This window comes from Bartonella sp. AP9QHHD (assembly GCF_042195625.1).
Taxonomy (GTDB): Bacteria; Pseudomonadota; Alphaproteobacteria; order Rhizobiales; family Rhizobiaceae; genus Bartonella.
Genome location: NZ_JBHIOP010000010.1, coordinates 1 through 16,970 on the forward strand (window position 1 = coordinate 1; position 16,970 = coordinate 16,970).

Sequence of the window (16,970 nt, forward strand, 5' to 3'; positions counted from 1 at the left end):
TCAATATCATTTTTTATTTTTTTTTAAATAAAATAACCCAAACTTTACCAATAAAATATTGAACAAAAAATCCTATTTCAAGACATTATTGGAAAAATCTGCCTTCATAAAAATAAAACATGAAAACAGCAAGGAGTTCAAAGAGAGCATGGCGCCTTTAAAGTAAAATATAGCACCCCATTGCAATGCATAAAAATAGGAAGTTGCCTAGGAATGAGTTAATCACAATAACACTTGTTTTATGCTACTTTAATAGAGAAAACTTTCTGCGCAGATACGATTTATAAAGACATTGCTGTATAAAGAGAATCGCATGATCTGTAATTTGTAAAAAGAATCAAATTCCTGTAGAAGCATTTTAAGCTATCTATCTAGCTTTCTTTATTTAATATTGAAAAGTACTCTTATAAATCTATGTGGGATAACGAACAACAAAAAAACGATCCTGGACAAGACCCTGCTCTTGTCGTCAAGCGCTTGCGGCCTGCGCGCCGACAGGTCTCTGCTCGTTGGCTTACGGGAACCATTCTGACAGGAATCACTTCCTGCATTCTTATGGGGATTGCACTTTTTACGGCTCTTGATGAACAACAGCGATTGGTAACACCGCCACAATGGTTTACGCAAGAAAACCTATCAGAATCACAAGACCCTGAGGCCAATGGCTATAAAGGTGATCGTATTTCTCCCACCCATGCAAGGCAAAGCTTTGACAGAAAACGTCAATTTGAATTATCGATTCTACAAAAAAAAGGCGATGAAAAAGTCATTCAAACACAACATTTTGAATGGATTCGTATGGCTTTAGCCGAAAATCGCCCCCAGAAATATAGCTATCCAAAATTTGATTCTTTAAGCATTCTTGCTAGTGATACGAAAAATCAAAATATCGCACCACAAGAAGATTCTGGGCAGATTTATGGAGCAAAGGTTGAAACAAAACTCACCTTACGCAGCTATGATTTTAAGGTAAATCAATTCGATTTTGATGACAGCGACACATTGACAGATGAAGAGGCACAACAAGAAGTACAAAAAGCTGGATTTACTTTAGAAAAGAGCTCCGAACTTCTTTCAGTTCTCACATTGATTGATCCTTTAAAATTAGAAGATGTATCCTCCCCTTCCCAAGGCACAGAATCCCCTGAAGTTCGAATCGTTCAAGAAAATGTAACCGTTTCTCCTCAAAGTCACCGTATCGATCTGACGAAAAACTATGTTGAAGATATTATTCCTATTCGTAAAAAACAAACGATAGCCGATGCTTTCAAAAAAACCAGTTATACAAAAAAGCAAATTGACCAGGTTGTAAAAACGCTAGAAAAAATAAGCCTTTCCGATTCACTTAAAGAGGGAAGCCTTTTACGCATTGGCATTGTGACACAAGCTGGTGAAGAAGACCATCTCGTACGCGCAAGTATCTATCAAGGAATGCATCATATTCTCACCATTGCCCTGAATGATAAAGGCCAATTCATTGAAAGCACAGAGCCTAAAATGTCTAAAGCACTTAAAACGGCTTTTCAAAATGGTATTCCACATTCTTATATCAATAGCGCGCAATTACCAACGGCTTATGATGCACTCTATAGTGCTTTGCTAAGCCATAATATATCACAATCTCTCTCTCATCGTCTTATTCGTCTGCTAGCCACCAATATTGACATGAAAAGTCCGATAACACCCAATGATCAGATCGAAATATTTTATGCTGTACCACAAAGCGATAAAGAAAACAAAAACGGCAAAAAGAATTTGAAAGCAAAGGAATCATCCAAGAACGCTGATCCAGAAATTCGTTATATTAGTGCAACTTTTGGGAATACAACTTATAAATATTACCGTTATCAATTAAAAGATGGAAGCGTTGATTATTATGATTCTGAAGGGAAAAGTTCAAAGCCTTTCTTGCTGCGCAAACCCACACCAAATGGCATTTTTGGCTCTCCCTTTGGTCCACGCAAACATCCTATTTTAGGCTATGTCCGCATGCATACGGGTGTTGATTGGATTGCTCCTAAAGGATCACCCATTATTGCTGTAGGAGATGGTATTGTCACAAGAGTAGGCGTAACAGGCGGCTATGGAAACCATACGGAAATTCAACATGCCAATGGATATGTCAGCAGTTATTCACACCAAAGTCGTTATGCACCAGACATCAAACCAGGCGTGAAAGTACGACAAGGACAAATTATTGGGTATGTTGGATCAACAGGAATGGCAACCGGTCCCCATTGTCATTTTGAAATCATTGTCAATGGCGTCAAAGTTGATCCCATGCGCATTCGTATACCGGATAGCAAAGCCTTAACCAATCAAGACCTACAAACATTCCTACAAGAAAAAAACAACATTGATGCCTTGATCAACAGCCCAATAGCACCCTCCGAAGAAACTTAAAGCATCTGCATTTTTACGACTCAAAACATCTAAAAATATGCTTGAGCGCTTACTTTTCTTAAAGAGATTTCCGCATTTTAAATATCTATTAAAGAATACGCCGAAAGATGCCACCACCCAAGGTCGCATCACAATGATTAAAAATAAAACGCCCTCCCCTTTTCAGGTTTACGCACAATAGAAAAGTGAAAAATATGAAACCCCAAAAGGTTAACTCTTCTTGTTTATTTTATCAAAACGATAGCCCGTCCTTATTTGCCATGCAATAAAATCTCAAATCAAAGAGGTGCCCGCTAAAGGATGAAGATTCTAAAATCCATATCAATCTATAAACAACCCGACTTCTTTTTGAATAGATTCCACCTATTGAATGCTTGTTGTGCATAGCCCTAAAGGACAGTGTTTCATGAACTTTCTAAGCAAGTTATCCTTGAGAATATTTGTTACACACTTTTACAAAAACACCCCATATTTAAAGTTTCACATGCCTTACAAAAAATAACAAAACTTGAAAAAACTCTCTCTTTGCAAAGCAATAGAGCTTACGAATATAAGTATTATTGGCTTAAAGAAGCACTTATTCAAAATAAATTTAAAGGCTAACTTAAGCACTTCAAAGCTCTCAGACAAGGAGAACTTTGAAAGCCGATCATCGGAGTCAACAAAGCAAAAAAACAACAAGAGAGAAAATCAAACATTACACCAAAAGATAAAGAAGCAAAGTTGTTTCTCTTGAAGGCAATTGACAATCTGATATGAATGGTGCTGTGTTCGCGCTACTGAAGCCGTATTTTTCCTTCTTCTTGTGAAAAGATGCCCTCCCCATACATTCACGATGAATGAAAGGCAGCTTACCACGAGAAAAGAAAAAATTTACCCTTTTAAAAAATCAGTCAGAGCTTTTTTTTGAACTATTCATGCTAAGTTTTGGCAAAGGAATGACAATCTTTGTGCCTCCTAAAGCAGAAGTTTCAAACAGAGGTTTTTCACCAAATTGCATACAGAGCTGTTCCACGACCACACGACCAAGTCCTGTTTTTTGTTTTAAAGTTTGGCTTTTCATTCCCACGCCATCATCTTCTACAATGAGCATCAATTGTCCATCTTTCTGGGGACCAAAGGAGATATAAATATGACCAGACCGTTGATCAGGAAAGGCATGTTTTAAGGAATTTGTCAGCAGTTCACCAAGGATAATTCCAAGTGTTGTCGCATCTCTTGAAGACAGGCGACAATCTTTAAAGTTGGTGTGAATGGTGATGTTTTCACGCAATTCAAAAGGGACTGCCAATTCGACATCATGCACAACAGAGCTGAGAAACTCTGCCAATAGTGTCGTTTCCATATCATCACTTAAGCGCAAACGACGATGTGCTGTAGAAATTGTCTGAATACGATCACGTGCAGCCCCTAGAACAGCACGGACCTCTTCATTTTTGCTCCGGTTTAACTGGAGCCCCAACAAAGAAGACACCGTCCCAAGAGAATTGCCAATACGATGGCTTGCATCCTGCAACAATATTTCAACCCGTTGGCGTTCTTTTTCAGCGTGATTACGTGCTCTTTCTAATTCTTGTGTTCGTTCTTTCACGCGGGCTTCCAGAGCGATATTTTCACTATGAAGCAGCAATTGATACAATTTTAAAGAGCGCATATCACGATGAAAACGATTAATAACAAAATAGGCAGAAATAAAGGTACTCACAACGGAAACAATAGCCGCCAATGTCAAAGCCGCCCGCATCAATGCGATACCCTCACGCTGTTTTTGTCGCACCACATCATCCCCATTAATAAAGCTTGTCATCAATTGAGCTAAACGTGCTACAGGAATCTTTGATACTTCCAAAGAGTCCGCATGAGAAGGTTGAGAAGATTGTTCAGGAATCGCATCAAGAGCACGCATATGGGCATTCATAAAGGCTTTTCGTGCTTCAACCTCTTCTTTAAAAGCCGTAAACCATTTATACCACTGCGGATGCGCATAAACAATAAGTGCGATATAGTCGAGAATATTCCCCAACTCCCGCTCTGCATTTTCAAAACGTATTTTATCTTCCGCCTTGCGCGTTTTTGCATAGCTGCGATCAGCAACAGCCATATCAATCAGGCTAATAAGGACCAAATCAGCCTGTTCGCGCAATTCCGAACTTGTATTCAACTGTGCGACTTCTCGATCAACGGCATTTGAAAGCAACATAATAAAAACCGATGCCAAAAGAGCCATAACAAGAGAAACAACAATCGCACCCCACCGCCAGCGTGATATCGTTGCATCAGAAGAAGGCATTTGAGGCATCAAATTTGTTTTTGTTGTCATAGAATGTCCATTGGCGAACTTGAAAGTCGTCATTTTTCAGCACAAAGGAAGGCAACCTTATGGAACATAAAACCTAAAGCCCGTGAGAAAGTTTTATACAGGCTTTTCTTGTGTTCCTAAGGATACACGCCAAACTTCTGAATTCCCTCAGATACTGACTTTACTGTAATAGCTATAACGGGAATAAAAAAAACAAGGCTATCAATCATAATTATTATGCTTTTTTAGCCGTTAAATGAACACAATGTACTTCCAGCTGAGTAAGAATCAGGACCATAATCAGACTCACCATTGACTTTAAGAAGTTCTTGTAATCGATTACGCGCCCTGCTCACACGGCTTTTAATGGTTCCAACAGCACAACCACAAATAGCCGCAGCATCTTCATAAGAAAATCCCGATGCGCCAATGAGAATAATGGCTTCTCTTTGATCGGCAGAAAGCAAATTTAAGGCTTTTTTGAAATCTTGTAAATCAAGCGATCCATATTGAGCAGGATGAACAGCGACATTTTGAGTAAACACGCCATCGGTATCTTGAACTTCTCTTCCCTTTTTACGCATTTGACTATAAAATTCATTGCGCAAAATGGTAAAAAGCCAAGCTTTAAGATTAGTTCCCATCTCAAAACTATCTTGCTTAGCCCATGCCTTCATAACAGTATCTTGGACCAAATCTTCGGCTTTATCGTGCTTGCCACTTAAAGAAACAGCAAAAGCTCGTAAAGCCGGCAACACAGAAAGGAGTTCTTGTTTAAAGTTTTTCGCGCACTTTGACATAAAGGATTCAAACCTTTTCCACATTGTTTAAGCCAAATTGCTCTGCGCGCTCCAACTTCTCTAAAAGCTCAAGCAAACACCGTGGCAGTGCTTCTTCTTGAATTTCCATGTAAAATTGACGTAACTTCCGTGCTATTTCGCTATTGACCCCGAGAAGATCATCTCCAACTCTAAATTGTGTGGTGAGATTTTTTTCATCACGGTCGTTCATTTTTCATCCCCCTAATCCATATATTACTGGTAGCACCGCGAAGAATTTTTCGCCTTATGGTTGTAAATATAGCTGCCGGTAAAAAGTTCCATACAAATCAAGGAACTTTTTTATCGGTTGAGAATTTCAACCAACAAAATGCTTGAAAGGTCAAAGGAGTTATAAATTATGTCATTATCAACGCGCATTGCCCCGCATCTTCCCTATCTTCGGCGTTTTGCCCGCTCTGTCACCGGTAGCCAATCCTCTGGCGATGCCTATGTTTCAGCGATGTTGGAAGCACTCATTGCCGACATCTCCATTTTTCCCAAAGCCTCCACTGACCGAATTGGTACCTATTGGCTTTTTTGCCATCTTTTTGACCAAACCACACCGAACATCCCAGAACCCCTGCCCCAATTTGGTCTTGAACAAAAAACCAGTGCCAAATTATCCTATCTCACACCCCGTGCACGCCAAGCATTTTTGCTCATTGCCGTTGAAGGATTTCATGAACAAGACGCCAGCGAAATCATGAATCTGGATACGAAAGAATTTCGCAAGCTTCTCAACCAAGCATCCATTGATATTTCTCAACAAATTGCCACTGAAGTCATGATTATTGAAGATGAACCTCTTATTGCACTTGATATTGAGCAAATGGTAGAAAGCCTAGGTCATCATGTTGTAGGAATAGCGCGCACGCGTGATGAAGCTGTCATCATGTATCATAAGAAAAAACCACGGTTGATTTTGGCTGATATTCAATTAGCCGATAACAGTTCAGGGATTGATGCGGTCAACGAGATTTTGAAAAATGACCGTATACCGGTGATTTTCATCACGGCTTTTCCCGAAAGGCTTCTCACTGGCGAGCGTCCAGAACCAACTTTTTTAGTGACCAAACCTTTTAACCCTGATATGGTGAAAGCGCTTATTTCCCAAGCTTTATTTTTTCAAGAGAATGCTTCTAAAGCGGCTTAGAACAGGGTAACATCTTAAAATTATGATCGTTACGCCTCTTTCAAAGCCTCCCATGGATAAATCTCATATGAGTGCGCTCATGCAAGCGATTCGTGGTGCTGATATTTGCGTTCTCTATCAGGCAACAAATCTGGTTTATTTATGGGCTGAAAACTTGCCACACCATTTGCACAATAAATGGCGGGTTGGGTGTCGTGACAGCGACTTTTTTTCGCTTGACCTTGCAGACAATATGGAAACCATCAAACTGCAAGTTTTAGCCAGTGGCAAAATGCAAACTGTTGAAGCACGTTTTGAAGATACAAACAAACAAGAGATTTGGTACAAATTTTCTATTGATTGCCACCGCAATGATAACGAAGACATTATTGGTATTATCACCACCGGTGTCAATATTTCCGGCTTACGCCGCCGTGAACAAGTGCTTAAAATCCTTCTTCGCGAAGTCAGTCACCGTTCTAAAAATCTTCTAGCGATCATTCAAAGTATTGCCAGCCAAACCGCCCGCTATACTGAATCTCTTCAGGTTTTTTTACGAAAATTTCAAGGTCGTCTTCATTCTCTTTCTCATTCTCAAGATCTGATCACTGATTCCGATTGGCGCGGTGCTCAATTTCGCGAATTGGTCCAAACGCAGGCTTTAGGTTATTTTATGAAAGAAACAGAACGTTTTTCACTTGAAGGCGTCGATCCTTATCTTTTTCCCAATGCCGCTTTGCATATCGGTTTGGCTTTTCATGAACTGATTGTCAATTCTCTTTCTTTTGGAGCCCTTTCCCAAGAAAAGGGGAGCATCTGTGTACGCTGTGAAATTGAAACAAAACTGAATGGCAAAACGCAACTTATCATCACTTGGCATGAAAATTTTGAATCCGGCATCCCTCCCACAAACAATAAAAAAGCCTGTTTTGGTAGTGCCGTTCTCGAAAAAATCGTTCCCATTTCCGTGAATGGTTCAGCTTCCCTCAAATTGACACAAGAAGGAATTGTCTATTGCCTCTCTGTTCCTGATACTTATTTTGATATTTTTTCTTAAAAGAGCATTTTAAACAATGAACAAGAGAATTTTCCCCTTTTTTAGCAAAATGTCTCATCTGTTTATTAAGCACAAAGATATTTTCCAACCTCTTTAAACCAACCTCTATAGTCCCCCAATAGTTCCGCAAAACCTTAACGATGAGAACTGAAAGCCACATAAAATCCATTCCCGCTGTCAATCAACTTCCATCCCTCATATAACCGGCATATTTTAAAACAGAAACCAAAACGATAAAGAGCAAACCGTTTCAGCTTTTATATGCCAAATAAAAGCGAGCCTATTACCCATCTCTTTTTGTGTAATTTTCGCAATGCGTATATAATTTTATTTTGGCAGAATATGAAATTTCAAGGAGTAAAGCTAATATCCATCATCACTCTTCAGCTTTACGGGCTTAAAGCATCCACGACAACGACAATTAATTGATGTAAATTACACATTTTATGCTTTTATTTATCGCATTCTTTAATGGAGATATCCTCTTCAGTTACAATAGGGCATCCTAAAACAGGATACACTTGTGTTCCTCATTCACGCACTTTTTTAATATTTCCCAGCGCATCCACGCTCATTTCAAAACAGTATGTGTAAATAAGATATAATAGCCCCCGTAAAGTGAACCATCAAAACCGCCCCTTGTTACGCCACGTCCTTCTTTACCTTCATACCCCTTTTCACTTCATAAAAGTAGTAGCTGAGCACCATCATACCATTTGTCTCTCATGTTACAACAGCCATTGACCTTTGAGAGCGTCCATAAGAAGCATTTCAGTCTTTTTTCAAATATTACTCACCGACATAGAGCCCCCCACACACACCCTTTTATGACGTGCAAGCCAATAACTTTGATTAATTCACTATAGAACCCGCATCTCAAAGGGGAAAACGCATCTCAAAGGGGAAAACGCATCTCAAAGGGGAAAACGCATCTCAAAGGGGAAGACGCATCTCAAAGGGGAGAACGCATCTGAAAGGGGAAAACGCATCGCAAAGGGGAAAACGCATCGCAAAGGGGAAAACGCATCGCAAAGGGGAAAACGCATCGCAAAGGGGAAAACGCATCGCAAAGGGGAAAACGCATCGCAAAGGGGAAAACGCATCGCAAAGGGGAAAACGCATCGCAAAGGGGAAAACGCATCGCAAAGGGGAAAACGCATCGCAAAGGGGAAAACGCATCTCAAAGGGGAAAACGCATCTCAAAGGGGAAAACGCATCTCAAAGGGGAAAACGCATCTCAAAGGGGAACTAAAAAACTGTGAAAGCGTTTAACAGTGAAGAAGCCCCTAGGCTGACAAATTGGAGTCCGCTCTGTCAACCTGTCATTTGGAAAATAATTGATGAATCCCCTTGTTTTTATCCTCTTATTAGTTTCATGTACAGATGATTTTAATAGTTGCTATTCGAACAATACAATGGTTAAAATCTATCCCACGGCTCAAGCTTGTGAACAGGCCATGGTCCCGTCCACAAAAAAGTTTGCACTTTATGGACAACAAATTTTTGCTCAATGTATAAACGTACAACCCAGTTTACATCAACAAGAAGTAAACTTGATCTGGTCTGTAACAAACCATGGAAATTTCCTGCTTAAAAGCCAAAACGTAAAGGACAAGCTGTCTACAGTACACAAAGAAGATATTTTACCAACATCGCTTCCTCTTTTACATTCTTCTTCCACAAACCTCTTGCACAAAAAACTTTAAAAGCATAAACCCATCAGATCTCAAAAAAAATAATCAATGAAAGACATGATGGATAATAAGCGAATGCACCCTTCAAAAGACCATCACACAGAGCAAAATTCTCTGCCTCAAGATCTCCCTTTAGACCCTGCCGTAGAACGAGTGAGAAAAAAACTTATGGGTTTAATGATTATTTCCGTTTTAATAACGCTTTTCCTTATTCTAACCGTACTGTTTTTAATTGTTTATAAAGTGATAAAAACCGGATCAGCGCCAAAACAAACAGAGCTATCTTCCTCTCTCAGCAAAAACCCACACGTTATCCATCATACGCTCTCTCTACCGGAAAAAACACAGATTTTGTCGCAAAGCCTCTCAGAACACAATATTGTACTGAAAGTTTTAACCCCTGATGGACAAACAAAATTTATGATTTACAATTATCATACCGGTGCACTTGTCTCCATTCTTTCTGTTGAAACAACAAAAGAGAGAGCGAAGATAATGCCTCATTAAGAAAACTAACATCAATAAGCGCTGACATAGCATTCTGAAGGTTTAAACATTTTCTGCAAGCCGGCATTATCACACGCTTTACCAACTCGTGGATGTTGCCCACAATCCTTGGCCCTAGAGAGAGTTCATAAGAGCCATTTTATTCCTTTATTATAAAATTTATCCACACGGGCTCTCCCCGTTTGCAACGTGCAAGCGAATGGTTTTTGTTGATCCAACATGGAACAAATTTGGAAATGAGAGAATTCTAGGGGTTTAGGAGCTCTCACCTAACATTCAAAACAATGAATTATTATTATAAATTAATGTGATAAGTCTTAAATATCCACCACACGGGCGACGGCGCGTTTTTTACTGTATCCCCTCACTTAAATCTTGGAAAAGAAGAAACCTTTCTGTCAACGCATTCCCATTTTAAGAAAATGACATCACTTGGGAAAAGCTAATGAACGTGCAAGAAATACCTCTTCTTGAGTGCAAAAATTCAACATATTAATTTATAGTGATGATTTATTTTGCATGTCAAACGAGAATCTCAAATACTGTAAGATTCTCCCTTTCAAATCTGTTCGTAAGAAACTGAATCAAAATCATTTCTTTACATATCCCAGCAAGGAAATGGATGAATAAAAATACCTCTTATGAATGATCAGGTATCAAAAGAAGAACTGTTGCAACATTGAAAATTAAAGCAATAACGCCCAGTTTACATCTTTTATTAAGCAAAGATAACCGATGGATTTCACATGATAGAATTCATGAACACCAGTGCGAAATGGGCATGAATACATTGAATATAAGTGTGAATTAAATAAAACAACGACATTGCGTTCTTCATAAAAGAACTGCCTCTTAAAATACACGGATGTGGTTTTCTCTGTATTCCCTCACTTAAATCCCAGCAAAGAGGCAATCTTTTCTGTCAACAGCCTTCGTTAAGTCTCAATACAGCCCCGTGAACATTCAAGGAAAGTGCAAGAAGCTTCTTGAGCATATTATAATTTACTATCATGATACCAATAACATCACCACAAGCGCTTATACAGCACCCTTCAGGTTTAAACATTTCCCTCTGCCTCAAGATTGACCACTTGAGCGACGACGCATCTTCCCCTGTATCCCCTTACTTAAATCTCAGCAAAGAGGCAATCTTTTCTGTCAACAGCCTTCGTTAAGTCTCAATACAGCCCCGTGAAAACTCAAGGAAAGCGCAAGAAGCTTCTTGAGCATATTATAATTTATTATCATGATACCAATAACATCACCACACAAGCGCGCTTACACAGCACCCTTCAGGTTTAAACATTTTCCTCTGCCTCAAGATTGACCACTCGGCGACGGCGTGGTTTTCTCTGTATCCCCTCACCTAATCCAGGCAAAGAAGAATCCTCTTTTGTTGCTGTTTTTGTTGCTGTTGATGCATCTCCATTGCTAGAGCTTTCTGCTGTTGTAAGTGAAAGCTCAAGAGATGATTCATCTTGAGTCCGTACAGTACGTCGACGAGGAGAACGACGTATTTTTTTGACAGGTTCAACATTTTTCTCAGAGAGGCAGTGCTCTTGATTTGTTTTTTCATCCGATAGAGCCTCTAAAGCGTTTTCTCGCGCATCCCCATTTTGCGCTTTATCATATTGGCCATTGCCATTTTTTTGCGACGACATTTGTAATACATCTGTATCACCCTCGACAGCATCCTTTTTTTCACCATCAAGATTTATTTCACCGCATTCTTGCCCATTGTTTTCATCACGATTTTCGTTTTCATCACCACGATTTTCATCACGCCGAACCGATTGAGACATTTGCCCAGCTGCTGCTAAAATAATACGCAAATAGTGCTCGGCATGTTGTAAATAATTTTCCGACATAACACGATCACCTGCACCTTGTGCATCACGCGCAAGGCTTATGTATTTATCGGCAATTTGCTGAGCATTCCCGCGAATTTTAACATCCGGACCGCTACTTTCATAATTGCGAGACAACGGATTAGGACCGCGACGATTATTATTGTTATTACCATTATTGTTATTATTGCGACCGCGTACCCGTCTATTTTGTTGTGGCCTCATCTTTATCCCTTTTTGGAGTGTTTGTCTTATGTGTGTCTTAATTGACGCTTCCTCATTACATTATCTTTTGATAATGCTGATCATGTTTAACATACGATTATCAAGCTATCCGCGTTTATTTCACTCAAACGAACCCTACTGATATTGATAAAAGCATATATTTTCTTGAAAATCACAAAACAGCAGGGAAATCGTAAATCAAAAATTCCCTTTTTCTCTGTCAAACAGCAGAAACCTAATGATGTTCACGTAAAATGCCAAGTGTTTTTTTTAAAATAAACCATATTTCACTAAAAAAATAATTATCTTGTGGAAAACAAAAAGGAAAACACACATATAACACACCCGACAAAGAAAAAATTCCTGCCAGAGAATAGTAGAAGCTTCCTTTTTTGCTCTAAAACCACCGCTCCTAAAAACGCCGATATTCTCTACCCCCTCGTGCATTTAACTCACAAGCACTTCCATCCCAACGAGTCACTGCGCGAACCTCTTTATTTTATAAATATAGCCTCTCTTCATCGCTAAAGCAACCCCTTGCGAGCGATAATCCACGATCGCCTCACAAAACCTCTTAACTTTTATAGATAGATTAACACGAAGTATTATTCAAGCCCTATAATCACCAAGAGATCAATCTTCTTTCCCAAACAAGTCAATGATACTATCAATTTTTATTTTAACCCATAGAGTTTTTAAGTTAATCACAGTTTTTATTTATAACAAATTGAGCTTAAAAACAAAATATTTAAATACAAAAAAATATCAAATTATGAAAAAAACGACCAATATGTCACACTTTTTTAAAAATCAGCTTCTTCTCAAAAAAATACCCTCCTCAAAGCCTATCAATAAGAATGGCCTAACGTATTTCCTTACTTATCTTTTCTGATAAAGAAAACTAGAATTATAAAACAAGCACATTTTTAAACCCAGCACAGCGCTTTACGCATGAAGAAGCCGTAAATGTTTATAAAAGGAATGTTTTTTACTCATTTTTGTCATGTCTATTGACTTACACCCTCAAAGAATGAAGGTTCTCAAATCACACTGGTCTGTTAACAATGAAAATACTTATAAAATTCATACACTGAATTGATTTGTAATGGTAATTCATATTTTTTGTGTTGAGTAAGAAAATTAATATCGTAGGATTTTTCATCCTCAATCTGTTTACTATTGAATCAATCTCTTTTTCTTGCATGTTACACGTAGGAAAACCTGCGTGGAGTAAAAACGAAAAAAAAGACTAAAAGTGCCTCTTATGAACCCTCTCTAAGGCCAAAGGGCTGTCGAGAGGCACCATTGGAAGCGGAACAAAGTGTGAGATAGTACCAGCTTACTCTTTTTCAAACCATAAAGATGAACATGCTCTATAAATTTTATACATTCATGAGGGTTTTACCATTATACCATTCACCAAAACCATTACGAAATGGATTTCCCACACTCGTTATTTCCCTTAAAAAAGCGCAACAAATCCTCCTGAAACTCCACCACGCCCCCTTAAACATTTCAAGGAGGCCATCCATACCTTATGTCGCCACACCTTAAATAAGAAGTGCGATATAACAAGATAAATAAATCAAGCTGCTATTGGTCATGAGGCAGATAGTCATTTAAGAGGCTTTTATCTTTTTATCAAAATTCGCATCCTTTTAACTTTCCCTATAAAAACTTAAAAGTAATTGCGCCTTTTGCCTGTTTTATTTTCTCTTTCATTCAGAAAACAGTCTCGTAAGAGAAAATAATTTCCATCCCCAGGACGGACCCTCGTCAAACATTGTTTTTTAGCACTATCAGAAAGCTTATCCCACATTTCACGAATAGCAAAATAGGCCTCACTTTCCAAATTAAGACAATGCTGATAAACCTCTCTTTTCATATCGGGCATAACGGAGGCAGAAATTTCCTTGCAATATACGCGTAGATCAAAAACAGGAATAACCAATTCAACGGGTGCTTGTTGTGTTACTTTTTTATGAGAAGAAAAATAACTAACCACCTTTGCAACAACAAAACACAAAAACACTATACAAAAAAGTATTATGCAAACAAAAGCAATCTTGCGATATAATCTTTTGAAATAAGCCTTTTGTCTTGCTCGGATTCTTTTTTCCATAAAGATTGTACCCTTTAATATCCCAAGAGAAGCTTTTACAGCAAAAAATGATAGAAGTATCTGTGTACACAATACAGGTTATAGCCGCAAACGATCAAGACTCTTATGTCAAAAGACTCTCTTTTTTACCGTATAATTCTTATCGTATATAATTCTTATGAAACACTTTTCTCATGCCCTTTATGAAAAAATAGGGCTGATGATTTTCTCTCACCACTTTTAAAGACGAAGATTCTTCATCCATGCGGATCTATAAACAATTCGTCTTTGTTAAGACATGTCATATTGATTTATAAAGAATATTTATTGTTTTACATGTTGAATGAGAAACCCGAACACCATAGGATTCTCTCATCCGAAGTTTGTTTTCTATTGAAACAATCAAAACCATGTTGCTTACAAGTTACAAGCGGAGCTAGCATGTGGATTAAAAACTGTATAAGAAAGGCATATGGCTCTTATGAAGCATCTCACGAACCAAGGCTGTCGTAAATATTGGGAGCTAGAAAATACAATAATGGTGCGGGCTTGCCTCTACATAAGCGTAAAGATGGGAGTGCTCAATGGATTTACCGTTATTCACCACACAAACACTTCATATATAAAATCTTATACGCCTTCTATTACCGCCCCCTCAAAAAGCAGTCGCTAAAACAAGATTAAAAGATTATAGATGTAAAACTCCTAACAAAAAAGAATGGACTTTCTAATCGAGATCAACAAACACTGTTAAAGACACATTTGCATTTTTGACCATGCTGGCATGTATGATAATGGCCCTTCAAATGCGCCACCATTTTATGCTTCACCTCATATCATTCTCCGTCAAACAATCACAAAGATTCTTTAACTATTCAACGCCCCCCAACCAAAGCAAAGAAACCGAAACCAGACGCCTGCATTTTTATTTGAATCTTCCCTATTGGGATAAAACACACAAGAATTTAAAGATTTCACTGCAAAATGAAATCACAAAATACAATAATGAGAAAAATATCCAAAGCCATCTCAATAACAAATATATAGCGCCCCTGTTATTAGAAAGTAAAAAAAGCCGCACCATTTAAAGGCGCGGCTTATGAATAGAGATATAACTAAATAAAATACAAAAGAAATCAATAATAAATACTTATACACAAAACGTATAGTATTGCAAGCTTTTTAATTATATTTATAAAAATATCCAAAAAGAGTATAAATAATGATACATTCGTATTGAGGAGAGCTGTTTATAACAATACACTTTCTAAAATAAAAACGTATCAAATAAATCAAAATACTTTGTAGCTTTATCTCAATATAATCCATGAAAAAACACACATGATTTAAGTCCATAATTATAATAAGACCCGTTCTTTTACGCTTGTAAAAGCTGGTTTTTCTTAACTTACATTCACCACTTCAAAAGATGAAGATTCTTCACCCAATCTGATTTATCAACAGCCCAGATTGCAGTGGGGTCCATTTGGCTTTCTCACATGTAATTGATTTAAACTTAAAGCTCAACAAATAAGCCTGCCTTAAATATTTGCCACGCCCTTTAAAAAACACTTTTTGTATCATGGAAGCTCTTACAAAGAGACTTGCCTTATATCATCACACCTGAAAGGACAGTCTTTACAGCATAAACAGGATAAGACAAATCAACAACCGCTTGTACAATCTTGTCTGATAAGAAAACAAGTGAAACGTTAGCCTTCAAGCCTGCTCCAACAGTATAGCATTTCTCTTCTTTATAAGAAAAGACACAACGATACGCATGATTTTTTTATAGGCATTTTTCTGCTTTTGTCCTTTTGGCAATTAACATTTTCTTTTTATGGGATTTTTAACAAATTAAAATTGCGAGGAACTGCACTTTTTCTCTTTTAAAAAAGCGTAAAAACCGCAAGTTATTTATAGAGTTAAAATCATCAAACGCTCTATCCAAAAGCTTTTTAAAATGATTGCACGATTTTTTATCTTTTTAAAGCTTCTTTTGTCATGCGTTTTTGTTCGAACACGGCTCCTTTCTCTGTAGGCTTTAAAAACTTACCCTTAGATTTCAATATGCGCCCTACTCTCCCCAACAACGCATGATCAACTTATCCAGCAACAACGCTTCTCTATCAATTTTTACCATTTTTTAACATCTCAAACAGAGTGCAATTCCAATCCCCACCGAAGATATAAATCAGGTTTATCTCATCTATAGCTTCAACCCATACATATTGTTATGATCACTCTTTTCTATTTTTCCTTATCTAACAAAGAAGAAATCTCTCTAGAATGCTCAACACTGATGTTTTGAGTAACACTACTGTGTATTTCTAGCGGCTTATGTGCTGTAAATTTTGAAATAAAAGAGCTGTAGTCTATTTTTGGCGCCTCGTATATTGGAGAAAAAAATATGTCTCCAACGGACGATGATTCTGTTTTAATTTCTGGTGCGCTCACAAAACTGTTTGGTGTCGTTATTCCACCACTCACAACACTATTAATACTGTCTTGCTTCTCTTCTTTCTCATTTTTTTTCTGTTCGACATTGGTAAGATCTAGAGCATTTAATTTTTTTTCTAAAGCATCCATGCGCTTTGCAATTTTTGTAATATCTTCATATGCTTTCTTCAACAATGCGTTTAAAGGAGCATGTCCCATTCTTCCGCTAGCATAAAGAACCACACGAATACATTCCGGATCATCAATATCAGCAATAGAAAATGGAAAAAGTGCCATTATATCCCCCTTTTTGATAAGCTAAACGCGTATTAAGGCATTTGCATCTCTTTTTTCGTTGTACGGCTCTTGCATTTCTCAGACAACCTCAGACAACCTCAGACAACCTCAGACAACCTCAGACAACCTCAGACAACCTCAGACAACC

General features: G+C 38.0%; 12 protein-coding genes and 1 pseudogene. 7 read left to right on the top strand and 6 right to left on the bottom strand.

From position 1 onward, the window contains the following. Positions 1-414: 414 nt before the first annotated feature. Complete coding sequence (locus ACFIK4_RS00650; protein WP_375613647.1) at positions 415-2,403, top strand: M23 family metallopeptidase; 1,989 nt, start codon at positions 415-417, stop codon at positions 2,401-2,403. A gap of 889 nt (positions 2,404-3,292) precedes the next feature. Here the strand turns inward: ACFIK4_RS00650 and ACFIK4_RS00655 are convergent. From ACFIK4_RS00655 to ACFIK4_RS00665, 3 genes are all read right to left on the bottom strand, one after another. Beyond that, positions 3,293-4,723, bottom strand: a complete 1,431-nt coding sequence (locus tag ACFIK4_RS00655) for a sensor histidine kinase (RefSeq protein ID WP_375621451.1) — start codon at positions 4,721-4,723, stop codon at positions 3,293-3,295. A 224-nt stretch (positions 4,724-4,947) separates the two neighbouring features. Next, positions 4,948-5,502 carry an RNA polymerase sigma factor gene (locus ACFIK4_RS00660; protein WP_375611691.1) on the bottom strand — a complete coding sequence of 185 codons (555 nt, stop codon included), beginning with the start codon at positions 5,500-5,502 and terminating at the stop codon, positions 4,948-4,950. 7 nt (positions 5,503-5,509) lie between these two features. Further along, the gene (locus ACFIK4_RS00665; RefSeq protein ID WP_375610684.1) at positions 5,510-5,713 is read right to left on the bottom strand and encodes a NepR family anti-sigma factor; all 204 of its coding nucleotides are present in this window, start codon (positions 5,711-5,713) and stop codon (positions 5,510-5,512) included. Positions 5,714-5,881: 168 nt separating this feature from the next. Between ACFIK4_RS00665 and ACFIK4_RS00670 the strand changes: the two genes are divergently transcribed. The 4 genes from ACFIK4_RS00670 to ACFIK4_RS00685 all read left to right on the top strand — a co-directional run bounded on the left by ACFIK4_RS00670 (position 5,882) and on the right by ACFIK4_RS00685 (position 9,913). Then, complete coding sequence (locus ACFIK4_RS00670; RefSeq protein WP_375607013.1) at positions 5,882-6,676, top strand: response regulator; 795 nt, start codon at positions 5,882-5,884, stop codon at positions 6,674-6,676. A 22-nt stretch (positions 6,677-6,698) separates the two neighbouring features. Beyond that, positions 6,699-7,712, top strand: a complete 1,014-nt coding sequence (locus ACFIK4_RS00675) for a sensor histidine kinase (RefSeq protein WP_375611690.1) — start codon at positions 6,699-6,701, stop codon at positions 7,710-7,712. Between the two features lie 1,340 nt (positions 7,713-9,052). Beyond that, positions 9,053-9,418: a hypothetical protein gene (locus ACFIK4_RS00680; protein WP_375613650.1), complete on the top strand. Its 366-nt coding sequence runs from the start codon at positions 9,053-9,055 to the stop codon at positions 9,416-9,418. 45 nt (positions 9,419-9,463) lie between these two features. Further along, on the top strand, positions 9,464-9,913 hold the full coding sequence (locus ACFIK4_RS00685; RefSeq protein WP_375611689.1) for a hypothetical protein: 450 nt from the start codon (positions 9,464-9,466) through the stop codon (positions 9,911-9,913). 1,298 nt (positions 9,914-11,211) lie between these two features. Here the strand turns inward: ACFIK4_RS00685 and ACFIK4_RS00690 are convergent. Both ACFIK4_RS00690 and ACFIK4_RS00695 read right to left on the bottom strand, forming a co-directional pair. Beyond that, the gene (locus tag ACFIK4_RS00690; protein WP_375674543.1) at positions 11,212-11,985 is read right to left on the bottom strand and encodes a DUF4167 domain-containing protein; all 774 of its coding nucleotides are present in this window, start codon (positions 11,983-11,985) and stop codon (positions 11,212-11,214) included. Positions 11,986-13,663: 1,678 nt separating this feature from the next. Then, positions 13,664-14,107 (bottom strand): hypothetical protein, encoded by a 444-nt coding sequence (locus ACFIK4_RS00695; RefSeq protein ID WP_375610680.1) that lies wholly within the window; start codon positions 14,105-14,107, stop codon positions 13,664-13,666. Positions 14,108-14,599: 492 nt separating this feature from the next. Here ACFIK4_RS00695 and ACFIK4_RS00700 point away from each other — a divergent pair. Beyond that, a pseudogene (locus ACFIK4_RS00700) lies at positions 14,600-14,695 on the top strand (DUF4102 domain-containing protein); the annotation flags it as partial. 185 nt (positions 14,696-14,880) lie between these two features. Beyond that, on the top strand, positions 14,881-15,174 hold the full coding sequence (locus tag ACFIK4_RS00705) for a hypothetical protein (protein ID WP_375674545.1): 294 nt from the start codon (positions 14,881-14,883) through the stop codon (positions 15,172-15,174). Positions 15,175-16,336: 1,162 nt separating this feature from the next. On the opposite strand, the gene ACFIK4_RS00710 is transcribed toward ACFIK4_RS00705, so the two are convergent. After that, on the bottom strand, positions 16,337-16,822 hold the full coding sequence (locus ACFIK4_RS00710; protein ID WP_375674547.1) for a hypothetical protein: 486 nt from the start codon (positions 16,820-16,822) through the stop codon (positions 16,337-16,339). Positions 16,823-16,970: the final 148 nt, after the last annotated feature.

Bases quoted from the DNA above. Each gene is read 5' to 3' on its own strand.
- ACFIK4_RS00650 (WP_375613647.1), top strand. From the start codon at position 415: ATGTGGGATAACGAACAACAAAAAAACGATCCTGGACAAGACCCTGCT.
- ACFIK4_RS00655 (WP_375621451.1), bottom strand. From the start codon at position 4,723: ATGACAACAAAAACAAATTTGATGCCTCAAATGCCTTCTTCTGATGCA.
- ACFIK4_RS00660 (WP_375611691.1), bottom strand. From the start codon at position 5,502: ATGTCAAAGTGCGCGAAAAACTTTAAACAAGAACTCCTTTCTGTGTTG.
- ACFIK4_RS00665 (WP_375610684.1), bottom strand. From the start codon at position 5,713: ATGAACGACCGTGATGAAAAAAATCTCACCACACAATTTAGAGTTGGA.
- ACFIK4_RS00670 (WP_375607013.1), top strand. From the start codon at position 5,882: ATGTCATTATCAACGCGCATTGCCCCGCATCTTCCCTATCTTCGGCGT.
- ACFIK4_RS00675 (WP_375611690.1), top strand. From the start codon at position 6,699: ATGATCGTTACGCCTCTTTCAAAGCCTCCCATGGATAAATCTCATATG.
- ACFIK4_RS00680 (WP_375613650.1), top strand. From the start codon at position 9,053: ATGAATCCCCTTGTTTTTATCCTCTTATTAGTTTCATGTACAGATGAT.
- ACFIK4_RS00685 (WP_375611689.1), top strand. From the start codon at position 9,464: ATGATGGATAATAAGCGAATGCACCCTTCAAAAGACCATCACACAGAG.
- ACFIK4_RS00690 (WP_375674543.1), bottom strand. From the start codon at position 11,985: ATGAGGCCACAACAAAATAGACGGGTACGCGGTCGCAATAATAACAAT.
- ACFIK4_RS00695 (WP_375610680.1), bottom strand. From the start codon at position 14,107: ATGGAAAAAAGAATCCGAGCAAGACAAAAGGCTTATTTCAAAAGATTA.
- ACFIK4_RS00705 (WP_375674545.1), top strand. From the start codon at position 14,881: ATGGCCCTTCAAATGCGCCACCATTTTATGCTTCACCTCATATCATTC.
- ACFIK4_RS00710 (WP_375674547.1), bottom strand. From the start codon at position 16,822: ATGGCACTTTTTCCATTTTCTATTGCTGATATTGATGATCCGGAATGT.